The sequence below is a fragment of the Agrobacterium burrii genome (assembly GCF_017313405.1).
Taxonomy (GTDB): Bacteria; Pseudomonadota; Alphaproteobacteria; order Rhizobiales; family Rhizobiaceae; genus Agrobacterium; species Agrobacterium burrii.
The window spans coordinates 238,461-261,065 of sequence record NZ_JAFLNA010000004.1; the positions used below are offsets into that span (position 1 = coordinate 238,461).

General features: G+C 58.0%; 18 protein-coding genes and 1 tRNA gene. 13 read left to right on the top strand and 6 right to left on the bottom strand.

Annotated features, from left to right (window positions below; all coding sequences use genetic code 11):
- Nucleotides 1-138: 138 nt before the first annotated feature.
- Nucleotides 139-1,989, top strand: a complete 1,851-nt coding sequence (locus JZX89_RS10050; RefSeq protein WP_207133980.1) for an ABC transporter ATP-binding protein — start codon at nt 139-141, stop codon at nt 1,987-1,989.
- 68 nt (nt 1,990-2,057) lie between these two features.
- Here the strand turns inward: JZX89_RS10050 and JZX89_RS10055 are convergent, their stop codons facing one another.
- Nucleotides 2,058-2,384 carry a BA14K family protein gene (locus JZX89_RS10055; RefSeq protein WP_207133981.1) on the bottom strand — a complete coding sequence of 109 codons (327 nt, stop codon included), beginning with the start codon at nt 2,382-2,384 and terminating at the stop codon, nt 2,058-2,060.
- A gap of 335 nt (nt 2,385-2,719) precedes the next feature.
- Between JZX89_RS10055 and JZX89_RS10060 the strand changes: the two genes are divergently transcribed.
- Together JZX89_RS10060 and JZX89_RS10065 are read left to right on the top strand one after the other, a co-directional pair.
- The gene (locus JZX89_RS10060) at nt 2,720-3,169 is read left to right on the top strand and encodes a hypothetical protein (RefSeq protein ID WP_149900269.1); all 450 of its coding nucleotides are present in this window, start codon (nt 2,720-2,722) and stop codon (nt 3,167-3,169) included.
- A gap of 690 nt (nt 3,170-3,859) precedes the next feature.
- Complete coding sequence (locus JZX89_RS10065; protein WP_207133982.1) at nt 3,860-4,228, top strand: MliC family protein; 369 nt, start codon at nt 3,860-3,862, stop codon at nt 4,226-4,228.
- 534 nt (nt 4,229-4,762) lie between these two features.
- Here JZX89_RS10065 and JZX89_RS10070 read toward each other — a convergent pair.
- A complete protein-coding gene (locus JZX89_RS10070; protein ID WP_149900272.1) occupies nt 4,763-5,395 on the bottom strand; it encodes a TerC family protein in 633 nt (210 codons plus the stop codon).
- A 405-nt stretch (nt 5,396-5,800) separates the two neighbouring features.
- Between JZX89_RS10070 and tuf the strand changes: the two genes are divergently transcribed.
- Nucleotides 5,801-6,976, top strand: a complete 1,176-nt coding sequence (gene tuf / locus JZX89_RS10075) for an elongation factor Tu (RefSeq protein WP_174373528.1) — start codon at nt 5,801-5,803, stop codon at nt 6,974-6,976.
- 67 nt (nt 6,977-7,043) lie between these two features.
- Here tuf and JZX89_RS10080 read toward each other — a convergent pair whose 3' ends face one another.
- On the bottom strand, nt 7,044-7,631 hold the full coding sequence (locus JZX89_RS10080) for a histidine phosphatase family protein (protein WP_149901710.1): 588 nt from the start codon (nt 7,629-7,631) through the stop codon (nt 7,044-7,046).
- Between the two features lie 194 nt (nt 7,632-7,825).
- Between JZX89_RS10080 and JZX89_RS10085 the strand changes: the two genes are divergently transcribed.
- The 9 genes from JZX89_RS10085 (at nt 7,826) to rpoC (ending at nt 20,217) form a co-directional block, all read left to right on the top strand.
- Nucleotides 7,826-7,901, top strand: a tRNA-Trp gene (locus JZX89_RS10085).
- Between the two features lie 184 nt (nt 7,902-8,085).
- On the top strand, nt 8,086-8,286 hold the full coding sequence (gene secE, locus JZX89_RS10090) for a preprotein translocase subunit SecE (RefSeq protein ID WP_003523719.1): 201 nt from the start codon (nt 8,086-8,088) through the stop codon (nt 8,284-8,286).
- A gap of 33 nt (nt 8,287-8,319) precedes the next feature.
- The gene (gene nusG, locus JZX89_RS10095; protein ID WP_149901711.1) at nt 8,320-8,850 is read left to right on the top strand and encodes a transcription termination/antitermination protein NusG; all 531 of its coding nucleotides are present in this window, start codon (nt 8,320-8,322) and stop codon (nt 8,848-8,850) included.
- Nucleotides 8,851-8,992: 142 nt separating this feature from the next.
- Nucleotides 8,993-9,424 (top strand): 50S ribosomal protein L11, encoded by a 432-nt coding sequence (rplK, locus tag JZX89_RS10100; RefSeq protein ID WP_045024949.1) that lies wholly within the window; start codon nt 8,993-8,995, stop codon nt 9,422-9,424.
- Between the two features lie 2 nt (nt 9,425-9,426).
- Nucleotides 9,427-10,122, top strand: a complete 696-nt coding sequence (gene rplA / locus JZX89_RS10105) for a 50S ribosomal protein L1 (protein WP_149901712.1) — start codon at nt 9,427-9,429, stop codon at nt 10,120-10,122.
- Nucleotides 10,123-10,479: 357 nt separating this feature from the next.
- The gene (rplJ, locus tag JZX89_RS10110) at nt 10,480-10,998 is read left to right on the top strand and encodes a 50S ribosomal protein L10 (protein ID WP_003507705.1); all 519 of its coding nucleotides are present in this window, start codon (nt 10,480-10,482) and stop codon (nt 10,996-10,998) included.
- 58 nt (nt 10,999-11,056) lie between these two features.
- Nucleotides 11,057-11,431: a 50S ribosomal protein L7/L12 gene (gene rplL / locus JZX89_RS10115; protein ID WP_149901713.1), complete on the top strand. Its 375-nt coding sequence runs from the start codon at nt 11,057-11,059 to the stop codon at nt 11,429-11,431.
- A 262-nt stretch (nt 11,432-11,693) separates the two neighbouring features.
- On the top strand, nt 11,694-15,830 hold the full coding sequence (gene rpoB, locus JZX89_RS10120; RefSeq protein WP_149901714.1) for a DNA-directed RNA polymerase subunit beta: 4,137 nt from the start codon (nt 11,694-11,696) through the stop codon (nt 15,828-15,830).
- A gap of 178 nt (nt 15,831-16,008) precedes the next feature.
- Nucleotides 16,009-20,217 carry a DNA-directed RNA polymerase subunit beta' gene (gene rpoC, locus JZX89_RS10125; protein WP_153517153.1) on the top strand — a complete coding sequence of 1,403 codons (4,209 nt, stop codon included), beginning with the start codon at nt 16,009-16,011 and terminating at the stop codon, nt 20,215-20,217.
- Between the two features lie 133 nt (nt 20,218-20,350).
- On the opposite strand, the gene JZX89_RS10130 is transcribed toward rpoC, so the two are convergent.
- The 3 genes from JZX89_RS10130 to JZX89_RS10140 all read right to left on the bottom strand — a co-directional run bounded on the left by JZX89_RS10130 (nt 20,351) and on the right by JZX89_RS10140 (nt 22,185).
- Nucleotides 20,351-21,433 carry a helix-turn-helix transcriptional regulator gene (locus JZX89_RS10130; protein ID WP_174373530.1) on the bottom strand — a complete coding sequence of 361 codons (1,083 nt, stop codon included), beginning with the start codon at nt 21,431-21,433 and terminating at the stop codon, nt 20,351-20,353.
- A 98-nt stretch (nt 21,434-21,531) separates the two neighbouring features.
- Nucleotides 21,532-21,882: a VOC family protein gene (locus tag JZX89_RS10135; protein WP_207133983.1), complete on the bottom strand. Its 351-nt coding sequence runs from the start codon at nt 21,880-21,882 to the stop codon at nt 21,532-21,534.
- Between the two features lie 9 nt (nt 21,883-21,891).
- Nucleotides 21,892-22,185: a transcriptional regulator gene (locus tag JZX89_RS10140; RefSeq protein ID WP_149901718.1), complete on the bottom strand. Its 294-nt coding sequence runs from the start codon at nt 22,183-22,185 to the stop codon at nt 21,892-21,894.
- Between the last annotated feature and the right edge of the window lie 420 nt (nt 22,186-22,605).

Below are 22,605 nucleotides of genomic sequence, written 5' to 3' on the forward strand. Positions count from 1 at the left end.
TGACGTTAAGTTCTGGTGCCTGGCCGCGAAGGCAGCGCCGGCCATTCTTTGCAATTGAGATCAAGGGCCGATCATGGTTCGATGCCGGGCGCGTAGCTGATTCCTCCCCGTCGATGCCAAGCTTGATCCGAGAGGCCCATGTCGATTTCAGATACGATCTTCCGCCCTTTCGAGAGGCTGATACGGCCGCTTGACATTCCTTTCCGCCCGTTGCCGTCGAAAGGCCCCGTGGCGGTGCTGCTGCATTTTATCGCGATGTTTCGCGGCGTCCTTATCGCACTTGCTTTGTCCTCCATGGCGGTGGAAGCCATCAATCTCTCCATCATCTGGGGATTGTCCGTCATCGTTGATGGCGTGACGGCGCAGGGAGCGGAGGCTTTTCTGCGCAATGAATGGCGGCTGCTCGCTGTCCTCGGACTGCTGATTTTTCCCGCCATGCCGATCGCGTCATTTCTTCTTAACACGCTCAATTCGCACACCCTTGGCATCGCGATGCCGGCGGCCATTCAGTGGCAGGGCCACAAGGCCGTGGAGCGGCAGGATCTGGCATTTTTCCATGAGCTTTATGCCGGGCAGGTCGCCTCGCGTCTTTCACAGGTGTCGTCGGCGGTCCAGCAGCAGATCATCAATGCATTCCAGACAGGACCGCGCTTCCTGTTACAGATGGTCGGCTCTCTGGTTCTGCTGGCCGCACTATCCTGGCAACTGGCTCTGCCGGTGTTGGTCTGGATCGTGCTGAATGTGGTTCTCGCCGTTAAACTGGCTCCCGTCTTCACGGAGCGGTCACGCCGTTCGGCCAAACAAAAGAGCCTTGTCTCGGGCGCGATCACCGATCTCTACAGCAATATGCAGATGATCAAGCAATTCGCCGCTGAAGATAGCGAGGCGGGCGCAATCCGCCGCATCCTGATGAAGGCGGTGCAGACGCAACACAGGGAGCAGCGTGTCTACCGCGCGTCCGAACTGGTCGTCGTGGCGCTCAACATGGCGTTATGGCTGGCGATTTTGTCGGTCGGTTTTTCCGGTTTGGTGAAGGGCTTCCTCACGGTTGGGGAGTTTGTCGGTGCCGTCTATATTCTGCAACGCCTGTCTGGGCACACATTCACCTTCCTGCAGATGGGGCAGCAGATATTTCAGGCGATCGGCACCATCAAGGACGCCATGCCTGTCATGACGACGCCGCCCACCATTACTGACAGGGCAGGCGCTGCGGAACTGAGTGTTTCGCATGGGAATATTGATTTCGACCATATCCGCTTTGCTTATAAGTCAGGCAGGCCGGTGATTGATGATCTGTCGCTGACCGTGCGCGCCGGGGAGAAGGTTGGACTTGTAGGTCTGTCGGGAGCTGGAAAAACGACGCTGGTTAATCTGCTCCTGCGGTTTTACGACATTCAGGAGGGTGCAATTCGCATCGACGGTCAGGATATCCGTGATGTCACGCAGATGAGTCTGCGCCGTAATATCGGGGTTATCGCCCAGGATGTAGCGCTACTGCACCGTTCCGTCGGCGACAATATTCGCTACGGGCGGCCGGAGGCGAGGCAGGAAGATATCGAGCGGGCGGCGATAGTGGCCAAGGCCGATGCTTTCATCGCTGATCTTGCCGATAGCGAGGGCCGAAAAGGGTATCTGGCGTTTGTCGGGGACCGCGGCATCAAGCTTTCCGGCGGGCAGCGTCAGCGGGTCGCCATCGCTCGGGTACTCTTGAAAGATGCGCCCATCCTGATCCTCGATGAGGCCACATCTGCGCTGGACAGCGAGTCCGAAGCCGCTATTCAGGAAAAGCTCAATCTTGTGATGGAAGGCAAAACCGTGATCGCGATCGCGCACCGCCTGTCTACCATCGCCAGAATGGATAGGATCATCGTGCTGGATCACGGCCGGATTGTCGAAGAGGGGCGGCCGGAGGATCTGGTCGAGCGGAACGGGCTGTTTGCCCGGCTCTGGAAACGCCAGATCGGCGGTTTCATGCCGGAAGATGAGTGATCAAATCCTGCTGCCGACAACGCGTGAGATGTCGCCCGTCATTTTAGGTGGCTGTTCTTACGGCCAAGTCAGTAGGGAGAAAGACATTGGGTGCGTGTCCCCGCAGGGGCCATATAGCTGTTATCGGTCGGATGGTAGGAGGTGTATCGCGCCGCACACCATTTGACGTGGTTTATCTCCGCCTGTGACAGGGCGTAACCGTTGGACGTAGCTTCTTCACCCTTTCCCGCGGCGAAGGCGGATGCGGGGTAGCCGCGCTGGTTCAAATCCTGCGCCTGTTCCGGCGGTTCATAGGCCGGCTGTATGAGGCTGAGCGCGTGGGCGGGCATGACGGAAGCGCCAGATAATGCGACGCCAAGAGCGAGTGCGGAGATAGTCTTCGGCATCCTCAACATCGATAAATCCTCGTTATTCGTTCGGGATGCTAACGAAAATTTAGGAAATTCGTTCCCTGAGAGGGTTGACGCCACACGAACACGTGATTCTTCGGGATTGGCAAAAAGGTGAGGCGGCGGGATTGGAGAGGTTGCCTGCGACGGCTGTTAGGCATGACGCGTCCACGCGCAAATGTGAGCCGGCATGATGCCGTCTCCATCAGGAAGATGCCGTGTCCCGTGAACGCGTTTCATTCCCTCGTCAATTTGACTTTTCGTCCTTCCCGCACTGCTCGTTGACAAGCGGAAAATCCGGTCGGATAGTCGGCCGGCAATCATGCAAACGGGAGTCTTCAATGTTTAACAGGGTTGTCATTCTCTCATCCTTTGCGCTGCTGGCATCTGCAGCGTTCGTCTCCCCCGCAGCCGCACTCACCATGAAAGAGTGCAGCGTGAAATATCAGGCGGCGAAAACCGACGGGTCCGCGAAGGACGTCAAGTGGAACGACTATCGCGCCAAGTTCTGCGGCAGCGACGCGGCGGCTGAAGATGCCGCTGACAATAAGCAGGTCGCGGCCACACCCGACAAAGAACCCGAAAAAGCGACGATAAAGGCCCCGAAGGGCGTCGCTTTTCCGAGTGCTGTCGATAAGAAATACTCAAGCGAAACGCCCGGCAAGGCTCGCCTGAAGACCTGTGTCGATTCCTATCACAAGAACAAGGATGACGGCACGCTCGGCGATCTGAAATGGATTCAGAAGGGCGGCGGCTACTGGAGCCTGTGCAACACGGCGCTGAAGAGCTGACAAGGGGCGGGGCGGCGACTGACTGCCGTCGCCCGACCATCAGGATGATTCCAAAATCATACCGACAGGCGGAGTGCCGTTTCAGCCGGTGAGTCCGTGTTTGCGCCACCTCCGAAGTTGTGCGCCCTTATCGCTTTTTGCAGACCCTGCCGATAATGGCGGGGTTTTGTTCGTGCACTGTCCATCGCCATCACCAGGTGGGGCAATGCCCGCATTATGATCGTGCGTAAAGGGGGGTGACTTCTTGCAGGCGGGTACAAATCCTGGGCATCGGACAACCCCGTTTTCGGGCGGGTAAAATCTGCGAATAGTCTGTGATTCAGTATCTTGGTAGAAAGAGTTGATCCTGCGGTTCGGCCCGCATCCAGCAATTCAACGGTGAAGGCTGTCCCATGACGGCCGACCGGCAATGTGGGCGGATGACCAGACGATTTCGAAACTATCTCGCGGTGCTGACCATATCATTGCTGATGTGGGCGGTGATTCTTGGCGTCGCTTATTGGATGTATTGGTAAGGGCGGCTGTTGCGACCGCCGGCACGAACGGGCAGCGGATTGACATGTGTCGCCGATAGCTGCGGTATGTCTCCGTCGTTTATATTCCCGGACATTCCAAAAGTGAGGACGGTTGGCCCAATTTTGGCTTTGCTGTCGTGACCTTATGTTTCGACCGGATCAGGAAAGGGTCGTCATGAGAAAATCCATCGCCGTCACGTGTCTTGCAATCTTGTCGTCACCGGTAGCTTCCAGCGCTCTGGCGGAAGATCTGGTGATTCCGCTTCCGAAGGACACGACGATTGAGAAGGTCGAGGCTGTCTATCAATGCGCCGCCGACACGGTGGAGGCCGTTTATTTTAATGCCGGCGAGATCAGCCTCGTGCGACTGGGGTTGAAGGATGGCGTCATTGTTGCAGCGAATGTCATTTCAGGATCGGGGGCCAGATATCAGGGCGGCGTCCATGTCTGGTGGTCGAAGGGTGAGGAGGCCGATCTTTACGATCTGATGGCGGATCCGGAGATGAAGAAGCCGGTTCATTGCGTGGAAAAGAAGAAATCCTGATCGCCGTCGGCTGCCCTTAAAGGAGCGGCGGCAGGGCGGTCATAAAACCTTGCCATGCCGCCGGTCAGCGTTGGATTGCGCGCGCGGCGCGTTCAGCCAAGAACGAGCGACGCAAGAAGCGCCAGCAGGATGAGAGAGCTTGCGACAACGCCAAGCTTCACCCGTCTAAGGCGGCGGGTACGACCGCCGCTCCAGTCATAAGCCATTGGCAGCTTTACCTTTCTTTTTATTATTATGACTTATTACTAGCTCCCTAGGCTTGCTCGTGGCTGACCTCAATTGCCAAAAGCCATAGGCGAGAAATCATGATTTCCCTGTCTTGTCCGTATGTTGCAGCACGCGCGGTGAGTGATTCCCGTAGCTGCCGATACCTCTCGTGGTAAGTGGTTCTCAAGGCGGACGGTGCGGTGTTACGGGCGGCGAGGGCGGCTTGCGCCGCTGTGCGATTGAGAAGGTTTGATGCCCACATGTCAAAAAAAAGGCCCGAAAACTTGCGTTTCCGGGCCTTTCGACAATGCGCTGCTTTAGGGGATTTCAGCCGAAATAAGGCTTGATGTAAGGCAAGACTTCGATCACGCCGTGGTAGAGCATGTTGAGCGCCACGTAGATGATGACTATCAGGCCGATATAGGAAATCCAGCGATAGCGGTGCAGCAGTTTGGCGACGAAGTTGGCGGCAAGACCCATGAGGGCGATCGAGACGATAAGCCCGATCACCAGTACCGTCACATGTTCCTGTGCGGCGCCGGCAACGGCAAGAACGTTGTCCAGTGACATGGAGACGTCGGCGATGACGATCTGGATCGCGGCCTGCAGGAAGGTCTTGTGGCCTTTGGTCAGATCGGCTTCCTCGTCGGTCACCTCGTCTTCGATGGAGCCGGCCGCCTCGCGCAGTTCGGACCACATCTTCCAGCATACCCAGGCGAGCAGCAGGCCGCCGAACAATTGCAGGCCGACAATGGCGAGAAGCTGTACGGTGACGGCGGCAAAGGCGATGCGCAGAACGGTGGCGGCGATGATGCCCACCAGGATCGCCTTGCGGCGAAGATGGGCGGGAAGCCCCGCAGCGGCAAGGCCGATGACGATGGCATTGTCGCCCGCCAGAACGAGATCGATCGCAATGACCTGTAAGAATGCCGTGAAACCGGCGGCTGTGAAGATTTCCATGGGATGGTCCTGAAACGGATAGACAAGGTCGCGAGGGAAAGCGACGGATCGAGATATGGCATGGGGTGGCGCCTGGCGCCGCGTTCCAATCGCCTGTCTCCCCCCGGGCGATGGACTGTCCTTAAGCCATCATGGCGGTGCAGGTAAAGAAGTTGTGATGAAAATACCTTAATTAGTGATCGGCAATGGCGGGAAAGCGTTCGCCCGCGCCTCGCGTCGGTGTCCTCCTCCCGAGGTTTTAAATGTCGCAAACAACACACCATATACGGGCCTCAGGGCACGCTTGAAGCGCGTACGCAGAGGCTTTCACAATTAAGTCTTGCGCATTCGCTTACAAAGCCTTAAACGGCGACACCAAACCGGTTCGCCGGGGAACCTACTTCACGTTCACAGGAAGCAATTCACATGGCAAAGAGCAAGTTTGAGCGCAATAAGCCGCACGTCAACATTGGCACGATCGGTCACGTCGACCACGGCAAGACGTCGCTGACTGCTGCGATCACGAAGTATTTTGGCGAGTTCAAGGCGTATGACCAGATCGACGCTGCGCCTGAAGAAAAGGCTCGCGGCATCACGATCTCGACGGCCCACGTCGAATATGAAACGCCTGCCCGTCACTACGCGCACGTCGACTGCCCCGGCCACGCCGACTACGTGAAGAACATGATCACCGGTGCTGCGCAGATGGACGGCGCGATCCTGGTTTGCTCGGCCGCCGACGGCCCGATGCCGCAGACCCGCGAGCACATCCTGCTTGCCCGTCAGGTTGGCGTTCCGGCGATCGTCGTGTTCCTCAACAAGGTCGACCAGGTTGACGACGCCGAGCTTCTCGAGCTCGTCGAGCTTGAAGTTCGCGAACTTCTGTCGTCCTACGACTTCCCGGGCGACGATATTCCGATCGTCAAGGGTTCGGCTCTTGCTGCTCTTGAAGATTCCGACAAGAAGATCGGTGAAGACGCAATCCGCGAGCTGATGGCCGCTGTTGACGCCTACATCCCGACGCCTGAGCGTCCGATCGACCAGCCGTTCCTGATGCCGATCGAAGACGTGTTCTCGATCTCGGGCCGTGGTACGGTTGTGACGGGTCGCGTTGAGCGCGGTATCGTCAAGGTTGGTGAAGAAGTCGAGATCGTCGGCATTCGTCCGACCTCGAAGACGACGGTTACCGGCGTTGAAATGTTCCGCAAGCTGCTCGATCAGGGCCAGGCTGGCGACAACATCGGTGCGCTGGTTCGCGGTGTAACCCGTGACGGCGTCGAGCGTGGTCAGATCCTGTGCAAGCCGGGTTCGGTCAAGCCGCACAAGAAGTTCATGGCAGAAGCCTACATCCTGACGAAGGAAGAAGGCGGCCGTCATACGCCGTTCTTCACGAACTACCGTCCGCAGTTCTACTTCCGCACGACGGACGTGACCGGTATCGTTTCGCTGCCGGAAGGCACGGAAATGGTTATGCCTGGCGACAACGTCACTGTTGAAGTCGAGCTGATCGTTCCGATCGCGATGGAAGAAAAGCTGCGCTTCGCTATCCGCGAAGGCGGCCGTACCGTCGGCGCCGGCATCGTGGCTTCGATCGTCGAGTAATCTTTTCCCGCAAGGGATTTGAGAAAACCCCGCTGGAGACAGCGGGGTTTTTTATTGCGAGAAAATCTCAGCAGTCGATCCGCGCAATGTCACCATCCCTGAGATGGAAGAACGCGTCCTGTGGTACTTCGAGGCGAAGTGTTTCGTCTTTCGGCAGGCTCGCATAAACGCCGCGTAATATCCGGCTGGTGATGCCGTGGCAGATGATGATCGCATCGCGGGCCTGTCTCTGTTTGATCGTCTCAAGGCTACGGCTCACCCGGTCCGCCATTTTTTCGAATGTTTCGCCGCCAGGCGCGTGAAAAAACCATTCATGCCGATCCAGCCCGTCGCGCAGGCCGGGATATTCGTGATCGATCTCGTAATCCGTCATGCCGTCCCAAGCGCCCATACCGATTTCCATCAGGCCGGGATCAAGGGTGATGCCGTCGATCATGCCAATCTCACTCGCTATGATCTCACAGGTCTGTCTTGCCCGCCCGAGCGGACTGGAGAAAATATGCGCTTCATCGGTTCCGGTCAGCCCGGCCAGCCGGCGCCCCATGCGTGCGGCCTGTTGCCGTCCCAATTCCGTAAGGGGCGAATCGACCTGACCCTGCCAGCGCTGGGCGGCATTAAATTCGGTCTGGCCGTGACGGACGAGATAGATACTCATGGGTTTTTCCTGTGGGGGAGTATGAGGAAGATCAAAGGAGTAGGCATTGTGCCGGGTGGGGCAGGCGGCTTGTCCGTGTATTTTGCCAGACATTGTGAAAAAACGAAAAACACCCTTGCCATTCTTTTCCCTGCGCCTTAAAGGAACGCATATCGAACTGGCCAAGCGATTTTCGCGGCCGGTTACGGTGATGAAGGGGTATAGCTCAGTTGGTAGAGCGGCGGTCTCCAAAACCGCAGGTCGTAAGTTCGAGCCTTACTGCCCCTGCCACTTTCCATTCGCAAGCGCGGGTCTTCGCTGCAAGGCAGATGGATGCCGGATTTCCGGCGAATTTCGCGGAATGTCGATTTCCTCTTGTTAAAAGTGGAATCGGTGTTTATGTAGGTCAAAACAGACACGCGGTGCGTGGGGCTGATTAATTCGGCTTTACGTGCCGTAATTGCGTGGGCAGTCAATGGCATCCAAAACCAATCCGTTTACGTTTCTGCAGCAGGTTCGCGCCGAAGCGTCTAAAATTACTTGGCCGTCGCGCCGCGAGACCATGATTTCGACGGCTATGGTGCTGGTGATGGTCATTTTCGCGGCTCTGTTCTTCTTTGCTGCGGACCAGCTCATCGGCTGGCTGCTGAGCCTCGTGCTGAACGTCGGCCGGTAACGGCACGGTCAAAGGATTGAACGGAGAATAAAAATGGCAGCACGCTGGTATATCGTTCACGCATATTCGAATTTCGAAAAGAAGGTCGCTGAGTCGATCGAAGAAAAGGCCCGCCAGAAGGGCCTTGATCATCTTTTCGAGAAAATCCTCGTGCCGACCGAAAAGGTTGTCGAGGTGCGTCGCGGCCGTAAGGTCGATAGCGAACGCAAGTTCTTTCCAGGTTACGTGCTGGTGCGCGCCAATCTGACGGATGAGGCCTATCACCTCATCAAGAACACGCCGAAGGTTACCGGTTTCCTCGGTTCGGACAATAAGCCTGTTCCGATTCCCGATTATGAAGCCGATCGTATTCTCGGTCAGGTTCAGGAAGGTGTCGAGCGTCCGAAGTCTTCGGTTTCGTTCGAGATCGGCGAGCAGGTTCGCGTTTCCGACGGTCCGTTCGCGTCGTTCAACGGCGTGGTGCAGGATGTCGACGAAGAGCGTTCGCGCCTGAAGGTGGAAGTGTCGATTTTCGGCCGCGCTACGCCGGTCGAGCTGGAATACAGTCAGGTCGAGAAGGTCTGACTGGAGGGGTGAAACCCCAAGCGCGTGGAAGGCAATCTGGCCCTTTAAGCCGGGGCAGGGCGCCGCACCACGCAACCGCAGCCGCCGGAGCGATCCGGCCAGAGAAGCCGGGTAACCGGTTTGAATTGAAAGGCAGAGAGATATGGCTAAGAAAGTTGCAGGCCAGCTCAAGTTGCAGGTAAAGGCTGGGTCGGCCAATCCGTCCCCGCCGATCGGTCCGGCACTTGGTCAGCGTGGCGTTAACATCATGGAATTCTGCAAGGCGTTCAATGCCGCCACGCAGGAAATGGAAAAGGGTATGCCGATCCCGGTCGTCATCACCTATTACCAGGACAAGTCCTTCACCTTCATCATGAAGCAGCCGCCGATGACTTATTGGCTGAAGAAGGAAGCAAAGATCACCTCCGGTTCCAAGACGCCTGGCAAGGGCGCCAAGGTCGGCTCCATCACCAAGGCTCAGGTCAAGACGATCGCAGAAGCCAAGATGAAGGATCTGAACGCAGCCGACATCGAAGGCGCAATGGCAATGGTTGAGGGCTCCGCCCGCGCCATGGGCCTGGAAGTGGTAGGTTGATCATGGCCAAGGTAGCAAAGCGCATTCAGAAGATCCGCGAAGGCGTGGATCCCAACAAGCTCTACGTTCTCACCGACGCCATTTCGATGGTCAAGGAGCGTGCGGTTGCCAAGTTCGACGAAACCGTTGAAGTTTCGATGAACCTCGGCGTTGACCCGCGCCATGCGGACCAGATGGTTCGTGGCGTTGTCAACCTGCCGAACGGCACGGGCCGTGACGTTCGCGTCGCCGTTTTCGCCCGTGGGGTCAAGGCTGATGAAGCCACGGCTGCCGGTGCTGACATCGTCGGTGCGGAAGATCTGGTTGAAATCGTTCAGAGCGGCAAGATCGACTTCGATCGTTGCATCGCGACCCCGGACATGATGCCGCTCGTCGGCCGTCTCGGCAAGGTACTCGGCCCGCGTGGCATGATGCCGAACCCGAAGGTCGGTACGGTGACCATGGATGTTGCCGGCGCCGTCAAGGCGTCCAAGGGCGGCGCTGTCGAATTCCGCGTCGAAAAGGCCGGTATCGTGCACGCTGGCATTGGCAAGGCATCGTTCGACGCCAAGGCTCTTGAAGAGAACATCAAGGCTTTCGCTGACGCAGTTATCAAGGCAAAGCCGACGGGCGCCAAGGGCAACTACGTCAAGCGCGTTGCCATCTCCTCGACCATGGGTCCGGGCGTCAAGATCGACCCTTCGTCGGTTTCGGCTTAATCAATTCTCGCGCGTCTTTCGGGGCGTGTGATTAAAAGAATTTCCGGCTCTCAGGGAGCCGGAGATTTCCGGGGAAACCCGGAACTCCTGTCCGAGATTGCAGGTGGCCACGTCTTTCGGGATCTGGCCTTAATCATTCAACCTGCATGAGACGGGTGAGGCTGGATTTGAGACATCTTCAGGATGTCTGACTGTCCGGTTCGAACCTGGTGTGCCTGTGCCTGAAGCCGTTTGCGGCGACAGAGCGGGGGACAGGATCCTCGAGCGTCGCTCGGGATCTTTGTAAAAAGGTCCCCTGGGGCAAAGGCAAACCCGACGGGTTCACAATCATGTGGTCCCGTCTACTGGAGACAGACAGTGGAAAGAGCGGAAAAACGCGAATTCGTCACGGAGCTGAACGAAGTCTTCAAGGCTTCCGGTTCGGTTGTCGTGGCCCACTATGCTGGTGTCACCGTTGCGCAGATGAACGACTTCCGTTCGAAGATGCGCGCTGCCGGAGGCACCGTCAAGGTCGCGAAGAACCGCCTGGCCAAGATCGCTCTTCAGGGCACGGAGTCGGAAGGGATGACAAATCTCTTCAAGGGCCAGACGCTGATTGCATACAGCGTCGACCCGATGATCGCTCCGAAAGTCGTTATGGATTTCGCAAAGACCAACGATAAAGTCGTTGTTCTCGGCGGTTCCATGGGTGCAACCACGCTCAACGCCGAAGCAGTCAAGTCGCTTGCGACCCTGCCTTCGCTGGACGAGCTGCGCGCAAAGCTGCTGGGCCTTCTCAATGCCCCGGCAACTCGCGTCGCTACGGTTGTCGCCGCACCTGCAAGCCAGCTTGCACGCGTGTTTTCGGCTTACGCCAAGAAGGACGAAGCCGCTTAAGGCGGTTTTTCGCTGTAATTATTCAAACCGGTTCGAACCGAATTAAAGGAACTGACAAATGACTGATCTCGCAAAGATCGTAGACGACCTCTCCGCATTGACCGTTCTGGAAGCTGCAGAACTGTCCAAGCTTCTTGAAGAAAAGTGGGGCGTTTCCGCTGCTGCTCCGGTAGCTGTTGCTGCTGCTGGCGGTGGCGCTGCTGCTGTTGTTGAAGAAGAAAAGACCGAGTTCGACGTTGTCCTGGTTGACGCTGGCGCCAACAAGATCAACGTCATCAAGGAAGTCCGCGCTATCACGGGTCTCGGCCTGAAGGAAGCCAAGGACCTCGTTGAAGGCGCTCCGAAGGCTGTCAAGGAAGCTGTTTCCAAGGCTGAAGCTGCTGACCTCAAGAAGAAGCTTGAAGACGCAGGCGCCAAGGTCGACGTTAAGTAATCTTGCGATTGCTTGCGGGGGAGGCTGTCTCAGCCTTCCCCGTCTGTCATCGTTTTAAACCTTATTACCCAAAAGCCGCGTGAAAATGGCTTTTGGGTAATGGGTTCTTCAAGAGAATGGTTCCGAACCGGCTCATCTAGGCAATCCGGCCTGATCGATCCGGGATGTGGAACGAGATTGATGACACCCATTGCTTGACGGGATCGACTGGCCATCGGTTCCCGTCCGTTGCAGGCCCGGATGCAATTTTAAAGGAGCGACGATGGCTCAGACCCTTTCGTATAATGGTCGCAGGCGCGTACGCAAGTTTTTCGGCAAAATTCCAGAAGTAGCGGAAATGCCGAACCTCATTGAGGTTCAGAAGGCTTCGTATGACCAATTTCTCATGGTTGACGAGCCCAAGGGCGGTCGTCCCGACGAGGGATTGAATGCCGTATTCAAATCCGTATTCCCGATCACCGACTTCTCGGGCGCATCCATGCTCGAATTCGTATCCTACGAATTCGAAGCGCCGAAGTTCGACGTCGAGGAATGCCGTCAGCGCGATCTGACCTATGCTGCGCCGCTGAAAGTGACGCTGCGCCTCATCGTGTTCGATATCGACGAGGATACGGGCGCGAAGTCCATCAAGGACATCAAGGAACAGTCCGTCTACATGGGCGACATGCCGCTCATGACCAATAACGGCACCTTTGTCGTCAACGGCACCGAGCGCGTCATCGTTTCGCAGATGCACCGTTCGCCGGGCGTGTTCTTCGACCACGACAAGGGCAAGAGCCATTCGTCGGGCAAGCTTCTGTTTGCCGCACGCGTGATCCCGTATCGCGGTTCCTGGCTCGACATCGAGTTCGACGCCAAGGACATCGTCTATGCGCGTATCGACCGTCGCCGCAAGCTGCCCGTGACCTCGCTCCTGATGGCGCTTGGCATGGACGGCGAAGAAATCCTGTCGACCTTCTATACCAAGGCTTCCTATGAGCGCTCCGGCGACGGCTGGCGCATTCCGTTCCAGCCCGAGACGCTGAAGAACGCCAAGGTCATCACCGACATGATCGACGCCGATACCGGCGAAGTCGTTGTCGAAGGTGGCAAGAAGCTGACCCCGCGCCTTATCCGCCAGCTCGTCGACAAGGGCCTGAAGGCGCTGAAGGCGACGGATGAGGATCTCTACGGCAACTTCCTTGCCGAAGACATCGTCAACTACGAGACGGGTGAAATCTATCTCGAAGCCGGCGACGAAATCGACGAGAAGACGCTCGGCCTTATTCTTAAGTCCGGCTTCGACGAGATTCCGGTCCTCAATATCGACCACGTCAATGTTGGCGCCTATATCCGCAACACGCTCTCTGCGGACAAGAACCAGAACCGCCAGGAAGCGCTGTTCGATATCTACCGCGTCATGCGTCCGGGTGAGCCGCCGACCATGGATTCGGCTGAAGCGATGTTCAACTCGCTGTTCTTCGATGCCGAACGTTACGACCTCTCGGCCGTTGGCCGCGTGAAGATGAACATGCGCCTCGACCTCGACGCGGAAGACACCGTGCGTACGCTGCGCAAGGAAGACATCCTCGCTGTCGTCAAGATGCTGGTCGAACTGCGCGACGGCAAGGGCGAAATCGACGACATCGACAACCTCGGCAACCGCCGTGTTCGTTCTGTCGGCGAGCTGATGGAAAACCAGTATCGTCTGGGCCTTCTGCGCATGGAACGTGCGATCAAGGAACGTATGTCCTCGATCGAAATCGACACCGTGATGCCGCAGGACCTGATCAACGCGAAGCCGGCAGCTGCCGCCGTTCGCGAATTCTTCGGTTCCTCGCAGCTGTCGCAGTTCATGGACCAGGTGAACCCGCTTTCGGAAATCACCCACAAGCGCCGTCTTTCGGCTCTTGGACCGGGTGGTCTGACCCGCGAGCGCGCCGGCTTCGAAGTCCGCGACGTTCACCCGACCCATTACGGCCGTATTTGCCCGATCGAGACGCCGGAAGGCCCGAACATCGGTCTGATCAACTCGCTCGCAACCTTTGCCCGCGTGAACAAGTACGGCTTCATTGAAAGCCCGTACCGCAAGATCATCGACGGCAAGGTGACGACTGACGTGATCTACCTCTCCGCCATGGAAGAGGCCAAGTATTACGTCGCACAGGCCAATGCCGAGCTCGATGGCGAAGGCGCCTTCACTGAAGAGTTCGTTGTTTGCCGTCACTCGGGCGAAGTTATGCTCGCACCGCGCGACAACATCAACCTGATGGACGTTTCGCCGAAGCAGCTCGTTTCGGTCGCGGCGGCTCTCATTCCGTTCCTGGAAAACGACGACGCCAACCGCGCTCTCATGGGCTCGAACATGCAGCGTCAGGCCGTGCCGCTTCTGCGCGCCGAGGCACCGTTCGTCGGTACCGGCATGGAACCGATCGTCGCTCGCGACTCCGGCGCTGCCATCGCGGCTCGCCGTGGCGGTATCGTCGACCAGGTGGATGCGACCCGTATCGTTATCCGCGCGACGGAAGACCTTGATGCCGGCAAGTCGGGCGTCGATATCTACCGTCTGCAGAAGTTCCAGCGTTCCAACCAGAACACCTGCGTCAACCAGCGTCCGCTGGTCGCCGTCGGTGACGCCATCTCCAAGGGTGACATCATCGCGGACGGTCCGTCGACCGACCTCGGCGACCTGGCACTCGGCCGCAACGCGCTCGTCGCGTTCATGCCCTGGAACGGCTACAACTACGAAGACTCGATCCTGATGTCGGAGCGTATCGTTTCCGACGACGTGTTCACCTCCATTCACATCGAAGAATTCGAAGTGATGGCGCGCGATACGAAGCTTGGTCCGGAAGAAATCACCCGCGACATTCCGAATGTTTCGGAAGAAGCGCTGAAGAACCTCGACGAAGCCGGTATCGTTTACATCGGTGCGGAAGTTCAGCCGGGCGATATTCTCGTCGGCAAGATCACGCCGAAGGGCGAAAGCCCGATGACGCCGGAAGAAAAGCTTCTGCGCGCCATCTTCGGTGAAAAGGCTTCCGACGTTCGCGACACATCCATGCGCATGCCTCCGGGCACGTTCGGTACTGTCGTCGAAGTCCGCGTCTTCAACCGTCACGGTGTGGAGAAGGACGAGCGCGCGATGGCTATCGAGCGCGAAGAGATCGAGCGCTTGGCGAAGGACCGCGACGACGAGCAGGCCATTCTCGACCGTAACGTCTACGGTCGCCTGATCGACATGCTGCGTGGCCACGTTTCCATCGCCGGTCCGAAGGGCTTCAAGAAGGGCGTCGAGCTTTCGAATGCCGTCGTCTCCGAATATCCCCGCTCGCAGTGGTGGATGTTCGCAGTCGAGGACGAGAAGGCTCAGTCCGAGCTGGAAGCGCTTCGCGGCCAGTACGACGAATCCAAGTCGCGCCTTGAACAGCGCTTCATGGACAAGGTCGAAAAGGTCCAGCGCGGCGATGAAATGCCTCCTGGTGTCATGAAGATGGTCAAGGTCTTCGTCGCTGTGAAGCGCAAGATCCAGCCGGGCGACAAGATGGCCGGCCGTCACGGTAACAAGGGCGTCGTCTCGCGTATCGTTCCGGTCGAGGACATGCCATTCCTCGAAGACGGCACGCATGTCGACATCTGCTTGAACCCGCTCGGCGTGCCTTCGCGCATGAACGTCGGCCAGATCCTCGAAACCCACCTCGCATGGGCATGCGCCGGTATGGGCAAGAAGATCGGCGACATGCTCGAAGAGTATCGCAAGACGATGGACATCAGCGAGCTTCGCGGCGAGCTGACGGAAATCTACGCGTCTGAGGCCAATGACGAGGTTCAGCATTTCGACGACGACTCGCTGGTCAAGCTTGCCGAAGAAGCCAAGCGCGGTGTTTCCATCGCGACCCCGGTCTTCGACGGTGCGCATGAGCCTGACGTCGCCGCCATGCTGAAGAAGGCAGGTCTGCATGAATCCGGTCAGTCCGTCCTCTATGACGGTCGTACCGGTGAGCCGTTCGACCGCAAGGTCACCGTCGGCTACATGTACATGATCAAGCTGAACCACCTTGTCGACGACAAGATCCACGCTCGCTCGATCGGTCCTTACTCGCTCGTTACCCAGCAGCCGCTGGGCGGCAAGGCGCAGTTCGGCGGACAGCGCTTCGGGGAAATGGAAGTCTGGGCTCTGGAAGCATACGGCGCAGCTTACACGCTGCAGGAAATGCTGACCGTCAAGTCGGACGACGTGGCCGGCCGCACCAAGGTCTACGAAGCGATCGTCCGTGGCGACGACACCTTCGAGGCCGGTATTCCGGAGAGCTTCAACGTTCTCGTCAAGGAAATGCGGTCGCTCGGTCTGTCGGTCGAACTGGAAAACTCGAAGATCGAGAACCAGTCCGACGACCAGCTGCCCGACGCGGCGGAATAAAAATGAGAGTGGCGGGCGCCTTCCGGGCGCCTGCCGGTTTCCCGTCAGCCCGGCTGGCGTGGGACACTTTCGCCGCATTGTGCGGTTAATCCGTATTTAAAGCTTTGGACGGCGACCCGGGAAGAAGCCGGTCCAGATGCAAACAGGGGCAGCAGCTAGCCTCTCAAGGAGACAAGGCATGAACCAAGAGGTCATGAATCTTTTCAATCCTCAGGTGCCTGCGCAGCATTTCGATTCCATCCGGATTTCGATCGCTTCGCCGGAAAAAATCCTGTCGTGGTCCTACGGCGAGATCAAGAAGCCGGAAACCATCAACTACCGTACGTTCAAGCCGGAACGCGACGGCCTTTTCTGCGCGCGCATTTTCGGACCGATCAAGGACTATGAGTGCCTGTGCGGCAAGTACAAGCGCATGAAGTACAAGGGCATCATCTGCGAAAAGTGCGGCGTCGAAGTCACGCTGTCGCGCGTTCGCCGTGAGCGCATGGGCCATATCGAGCTCGCAGCGCCGGTTGCCCATATCTGGTTCCTGAAGTCGCTTCCTTCGCGTATCTCGACCTTGCTCGACATGACGCTGAAGGATGTCGAACGCGTTCTTTATTTCGAGAACTACATCGTCACGGAACCCGGCCTCACTTCTCTGAAGCAGAACCAGCTTCTGTCTGAAGAAGAGTACATGATCGCCGTTGACGAGTTCGGCGAAGACCAGTTCACCGCCATGATCGGCGCTGAAGCCATCTATGAGATGCTGGCTTCGATGAACCTCGAAAAGATCGCCGGCGACCTGCGCGCCGAGCTTGCTGAAACGACTTCTGACCTCAAGCAGAAGAAGTTCATGAAGCGCCTGAAGATCGTCGAGAACTTCATGGAATCGGGCAATCGTCCGGAATGGATGATCATGAAGGTCGTTCCGGTCATTCCGCCGGACCTTCGTCCGCTGGTTCCGCTGGATGGCGGCCGTTTTGCGACGTCCGACCTCAACGATCTCTATCGCCGCGTCATCAACCGTAACAACCGTCTGAAGCGCCTGATCGAGCTTCGCGCGCCTGGCATCATCATCCGCAACGAAAAGCGTATGTTGCAGGAATCCGTCGATGCGCTGTTCGACAACGGCCGTCGCGGCCGCGTCATCACGGGTGCCAACAAGCGTCCGCTGAAGTCGCTGTCCGACATGCTCAAGGGCAAGCAGGGCCGCTTCCGCCAGAACCTTCTCGGCAAGCGCGTCGACTATTCCGGCCGTTCGGTCATCGTGACCGGTCCGGAACTGAAACTGCACCAGTGCGGCCTGCCGAAGAAGATGGCGCTCGAACTGTTCAAGCCGTTCATCTATGCCCGTCTCGACGCCAAGGGTTATTCCTCGACCGTCAAGCAGGCCAAGAAGCTGGTTGAAAAGGAAAAGCCGGAAGTCTGGGATATCCTCGACGAGGTTATCCGCGAACATCCTGTTCTTCTGAACCGCGCACCGACGCTGCACCGTCTGGGCATCCAGGCTTTCGAACCCATGCTGGTCGAAGGCAAGGCCATCCAGCTGCACCCGCTCGTCTGCACGGCCTTCAACGCCGACTTCGACGGTGACCAGATGGCTGTTCACGTGCCGCTTTCGCTGGAAGCCCAGCTGGAAGCCCGCGTGTTGATGATGTCGACCAACAACATCCTGCATCCGGCGAACGGTCATCCGATCATCGTTCCGTCGCAGGACATGGTTCTCGGCCTCTATTACCTGTCGATCATGAACCAGAACGAGCCCGGCGAAGGCATGGCCTTCTCGGATATCGGCGAATTGCATCACGCGCTTGAAAACAAGGTCGTGACGCTGCATGCCAAGATCCGTGGTCGCTTCAAGACCGTGGATGCCGACGGCAAGCCGGTTTCCAAGATCCATGAAACGACGCCTGGCCGTATGCTGATCGGCGAACTTCTGCCGAAGAACGTCAACGTGCCTTTCGACACCTGCAACCAGGAAATGACCAAGAAGAACATCTCCAAGATGATCGACACGGTCTACCGTCATTGCGGCCAGAAAGACACGGTCATCTTCTGCGACCGCATCATGCAGCTCGGCTTCAGCCACGCCTGCCGCGCCGGCATTTCGTTCGGCAAGGACGACATGGTTATTCCGGACAGCAAGGTGAAGATCGTCGGTGACACCGAAGCCTTGGTGAAGGAATACGAACAGCAGTACAATGATGGTCTCATCACCCAGGGCGAAAAGTACAACAAGGTTGTCGACGCCTGGGGCAAGGCAACCGAGAAGGTCGCCGAAGAAATGATGGCGCGCATCAAGGCTGTCGAGTTCGATCCGGAAACGGGCCGTCAGAAGCCGATGAACTCCATCTACATGATGTCCCACTCGGGCGCGCGTGGTTCACCGAACCAGATGCGTCAGCTGGGCGGCATGCGCGGCCTGATGGCCAAGCCTTCGGGCGAAATCATCGAGACGCCGATCATCTCGAACTTCAAGGAAGGCCTGACCGTTAACGAGTACTTCAACTCGACCCACGGTGCCCGTAAGGGTCTCGCAGACACCGCCCTGAAGACCGCAAACTCCGGTTACCTGACCCGTCGTCTCGTCGACGTGGCGCAGGATTGCATCGTCAATTCCGTGGATTGCGGCACCGACAAGGGCCTCACCATGACCGCCATCGTCGATGCCGGTCAGATCGTTGCCTCGATCGGCGCCCGTATCCTCGGCCGCACGGCTCTCGACGACATCGACAACCCGGTCACTGGCGAGAACATCGTCAAGGCTGGCACGCTGATCGACGAAGCCGACGTTGCCGTCATCGAGAAGGCCGGCATCCAGTCCGTCCGCATCCGTTCGGCACTGACCTGCGAAGTGCAGATCGGCGTCTGCGGCGTCTGCTACGGTCGTGACCTTGCACGCGGTACGCCTGTCAACATGGGCGAAGCCGTTGGCGTCATCGCCGCGCAGTCGATCGGTGAACCGGGCACGCAGCTCACCATGCGTACCTTCCACCTTGGCGGTACGGCAAACGTGGTCGACCAGTCGTTCCTGGAAGCATCGTATGAAGGTACGATCCAGATCAAGAACCGCAACATTCTGCGGAACTCCGAAGGCGTTCTCATCGCCATGGGCCGTAACATGTCGGTTACGATCCTTGATGAGCGCGGCGTGGAACGTTCCTCGCAGCGTGTCGCTTACGGTTCGAAAATCTTCGTGGACGATGGCGACAAGGTTAAGCGCGGTCAGCGTCTTGCAGAGTGGGACCCCTACACCCGTCCGATGATGACGGAAGTGGAAGGTACCGTTCACTTCGAGGATCTGGTCGACGGTCTTTCCGTTCTGGAAGCCACCGACGAATCCACCGGCATCACCAAGCGCCAGGTCATTGACTGGCGCTCGACGCCGCGCGGTTCGGATTTGAAGCCTGCCATTATCATCAAGGATGCTTCCGGCGCTGTTGCGAAGCTTTCCCGTGGTGGCGAAGCCCGCTTCCATCTGTCCGTGGACGCCATCCTCTCGGTTGAGCCGGGTTCGAAGGTTTCCCAGGGTGACGTGCTTGCACGTTCGCCGCTGGAAAGCGCCAAGACGAAGGACATCACCGGTGGTCTGCCGCGTGTTGCCGAACTGTTCGAAGCACGTCGTCCGAAGGATCACGCCGTCATCGCAGAGATCGACGGTACCATCCGCCTCGGCCGCGACTACAAGAACAAGCGTCGCGTTCAGATCGAGCCTGCTGAAGACGGTGTTGAGCCGGTCGAATACCTGATCCCGAAGGGCAAGCCCTTCCATCTTCAGGAAGGCGACTACATCGAGAAGGGCGAATACATTCTCGACGGCAACCCGGCGCCGCACGACATTCTGGCAATCAAGGGCGTGGAGGCTTTGGCTTCCTACCTCGTGAACGAAATCCAGGAAGTCTACCGACTGCAGGGCGTTGTGATCAACGACAAGCACATCGAGGTGATCGTTCGCCAGATGCTGCAGAAGGTCGAGATCACCGATGCGGGCGACAGCCACTACATCGTTGGCGACAATGTCGATCGTATCGAACTTGACGACAACAACGACCGCCTGATGGAAGAGGGCAAGAAGCCGGCTTACGGCGATCCTGTTCTGCTCGGCATCACCAAGGCGTCGCTGCAGACGCCGTCCTTCATCTCGGCCGCATCCTTCCAGGAAACCACCAAGGTTCTCACGGAAGCTGCGATCGCCGGCAAGACGGACACGCTGCAGGGCCTCAAGGAAAACGTCATCGTCGGCCGCCTCATCCCGGCCGGTACTGGCGGCACCATGACGCAGATCCGCCGCATCGCCACCTCGCGCGACGACCTCATTCTCGAGGAACGCCGCAAGGGTTCGGGTTCGGCTTCTGCGAACCAGATGCTGCAGGACATGACGGATCAGGTTCCGGCCGCCGAATAATGTCAGCAGGGTCGGGGCTTTACGAAGCCCCGCCAAAATTCAGTGAAGACGCCCGGAGCAATCCGGGCGTTTTTTTTTAGGGCCGGGTTATTGGTTCGATCCGACCGTGCAGATCGTCAGCGCTGGCGTGTTTTCAGCCCTGTTCGCCGATGGTGTAGCGGGTCAGAACGGAAAGGCGGCGGACGAGATCTGTCTGGCCGGTACTGCCGGTCTTGGCGTAGATCGACTTGGCGTTGCTGCGTACCGTTTCGTGGGAGATCTGCAATTGCTTCGCCACGGAGGGAAGCGAAAGCCCCTTCATGATTTCCAGCGCGACGCGGGCCTCGCCCCTGGTGAGGTCATAAAGCCCCTTCAGCAGCGGCGTGACGTCGAAGACCGTGTCTGATGGTTGCGAGATCAGCACGATGGCCGATCCGTTCGGGGACAGGTCCAGTGCATCCTTGCGCAACGGTATGACGTGCAGGATGCAGGCCCTGTCTTCGGTTGGCAGGGGGAAGGAACTGACGCTATGTCCGGCAAGAGCCTTGTAGAGCAGCCGGTTTACTCTCTCGTCGGAGATGAGGATCCTGTCGCGGGCACGGGTGGAGATACATTTCTGGATTGACTGAAACAGCGTGTTGGCGGAAAGAACGCGTCCGCTTGCCTGAAGCACTGCCGCTGGCGCGCCGATGGCGTTGAGCCCGAGTGTCATCGCATTGGCCTTCTGGCGCTGTAACCCTGTTGCGAGGGTGAGGCTGCGGGCGATATGCGGCCTCAGCCCGCCAAGTGCCGCCATGGTCTCCGGACCGATGACGCCGCTGTCGAGCTTGCGTTCGAAAATTACCGTCATCTCCGGATGGTCAGGTGGAGCAATCTGGGTGGCCGCGCCATAGCCAAGCCCGCGGGGCATCAGGAAGTCACGCACGATCGGCAGTCCGGCCCATTCATCATGGGTGAACACATCGAAATCATGCACGAAGGAAAATTGTCCTTCGCGGACCGCGCGGGTGAGGCGATCATTACGGTGGTTCCAGCCGCCCTCCATGAAGGCTTGCATCAATTCCTGGAAATTGGGCGTGAAAAGCCAGGCTTCTTCCTCGCCCTTGCCCCAGGTGAGGGCGCCGCCCCAGAAATCAAGTCGTTTACCGATTGTGGCGATGACCTTCGCCCAGCGGTCGGGAAAAAGCGCCGCCTCGTAAATGTCATCAATAATGTCTGCTGAAGATATATTATTCAACCCGCCACCGGAATTTCATGTCGGGACTATTTTAAGCTAACATTTTCATATTATTCAACAAGAAATGAAATAATACTACTATAATTAAAGTATATAGTCTATAAGTGACTTAATATATTGACCAGTCTGCCGAAGGGATCGCGCAGGAACAGGCGGCGCACGCCCCATTTTTCTAGAGCTGGACCGTATTCGACCGGTAGTCCCGCCTTCAGGATCTTGGCATGGACCTCGTCGAAATTGTCGACTTCGATGGAGATGTCGGGAACAGCCGTGCCGGAGCCGCCTTCACGGGCAAAGCTGATCTGGGCAGGTGTTTCAACCGGGCTCGCATAGGTTGCGATCCAGCCGTGATCCATGGCGATGGTCATGCCGAGAATATCGCCATAAAAGACACCCGCCCGTTCAAGGTCGGGTGTCGCGATGTTGGTGACGATGCGTCTCACCGTCATGGCCGCGCCTCAGGCGAAACGGATGATGGCCACTTCGCCTTCCACCGCGCCCTGATAGGCGGAAGCGTGCGGCTCTTCATCCGGGATTTCGGTCAGCATGCCGATCTGGTCTAGGTCGGCTTCGATAAAGCCTTCCTCGGAGAGCGCATTCAGCGTTTCGCGCACAGCGGTATCTTCATCTGGCGCCCGCAAGATGACGTGGATATCTATGCCGTCTGAATTATCGGTCTCGTAAGCCTTGCCGATGACGATGAAGACCATCGGCTCGTCGCGTCCATTGTCGTTGTCGGGGAGGGTGGTCATGACGCGATTCCTTGATCTGTCGTTGCTATGTATACGGGCCGACCGAAGCCGGTCTTGCGCGTGGCGGGCCAAGTCTGGCCGCTTGAGGGAATCAATAGACGGATTTTATGAAAAGCCAAAGGCCGGAGCGCAAAATCGCTGTTGCCGGCGGTGACTTCTGCTAAATGGAGGGGGAAATGGCCTGTCAGCGGGCTCTGCGGCCGCGGGCGCGGGTGCTAAATGCGGATTCGGCCTTGACGAAAGCTGGCTAAAACAGTAGTACGCCCGCCATCGGAGCCTCTATGCGTGCTGGCCGTTCGGGAATGTTTTTCCTGAACATCATCTCAAACGAGACTCCATTGCACGTAGAAGACACGAATGTTGCATGCAAGACGCCTCGTCGAGGTGTCCTCTGCTCTTGGTGGTCCATCCGTGAGAACG

Bases quoted from the DNA above. Each gene is read 5' to 3' on its own strand.
- JZX89_RS10060 (WP_149900269.1), top strand. From the start codon at position 2,720: ATGTTTAACAGGGTTGTCATTCTCTCATCCTTTGCGCTGCTGGCATCT.
- JZX89_RS10065 (WP_207133982.1), top strand. From the start codon at position 3,860: ATGAGAAAATCCATCGCCGTCACGTGTCTTGCAATCTTGTCGTCACCG.
- rplL (WP_149901713.1), top strand. From the start codon at position 11,057: ATGACTGATCTCGCAAAGATCGTAGACGACCTCTCCGCATTGACCGTT.
- tuf (WP_174373528.1), top strand. From the start codon at position 5,801: ATGGCAAAGAGCAAGTTTGAGCGCAATAAGCCGCACGTCAACATTGGC.
- rplK (WP_045024949.1), top strand. From the start codon at position 8,993: ATGGCTAAGAAAGTTGCAGGCCAGCTCAAGTTGCAGGTAAAGGCTGGG.
- JZX89_RS10070 (WP_149900272.1), bottom strand. From the start codon at position 5,395: ATGGAAATCTTCACAGCCGCCGGTTTCACGGCATTCTTACAGGTCATT.
- JZX89_RS10140 (WP_149901718.1), bottom strand. From the start codon at position 22,185: ATGACCACCCTCCCCGACAACGACAATGGACGCGACGAGCCGATGGTC.
- rpoC (WP_153517153.1), top strand. From the start codon at position 16,009: ATGAACCAAGAGGTCATGAATCTTTTCAATCCTCAGGTGCCTGCGCAG.
- JZX89_RS10055 (WP_207133981.1), bottom strand. From the start codon at position 2,384: ATGTTGAGGATGCCGAAGACTATCTCCGCACTCGCTCTTGGCGTCGCA.
- JZX89_RS10080 (WP_149901710.1), bottom strand. From the start codon at position 7,631: ATGAGTATCTATCTCGTCCGTCACGGCCAGACCGAATTTAATGCCGCC.
- rpoB (WP_149901714.1), top strand. From the start codon at position 11,694: ATGGCTCAGACCCTTTCGTATAATGGTCGCAGGCGCGTACGCAAGTTT.
- secE (WP_003523719.1), top strand. From the start codon at position 8,086: ATGGCATCCAAAACCAATCCGTTTACGTTTCTGCAGCAGGTTCGCGCC.
- JZX89_RS10135 (WP_207133983.1), bottom strand. From the start codon at position 21,882: ATGACGGTGAGACGCATCGTCACCAACATCGCGACACCCGACCTTGAA.
- rplA (WP_149901712.1), top strand. From the start codon at position 9,427: ATGGCCAAGGTAGCAAAGCGCATTCAGAAGATCCGCGAAGGCGTGGAT.
- JZX89_RS10050 (WP_207133980.1), top strand. From the start codon at position 139: ATGTCGATTTCAGATACGATCTTCCGCCCTTTCGAGAGGCTGATACGG.
- nusG (WP_149901711.1), top strand. From the start codon at position 8,320: ATGGCAGCACGCTGGTATATCGTTCACGCATATTCGAATTTCGAAAAG.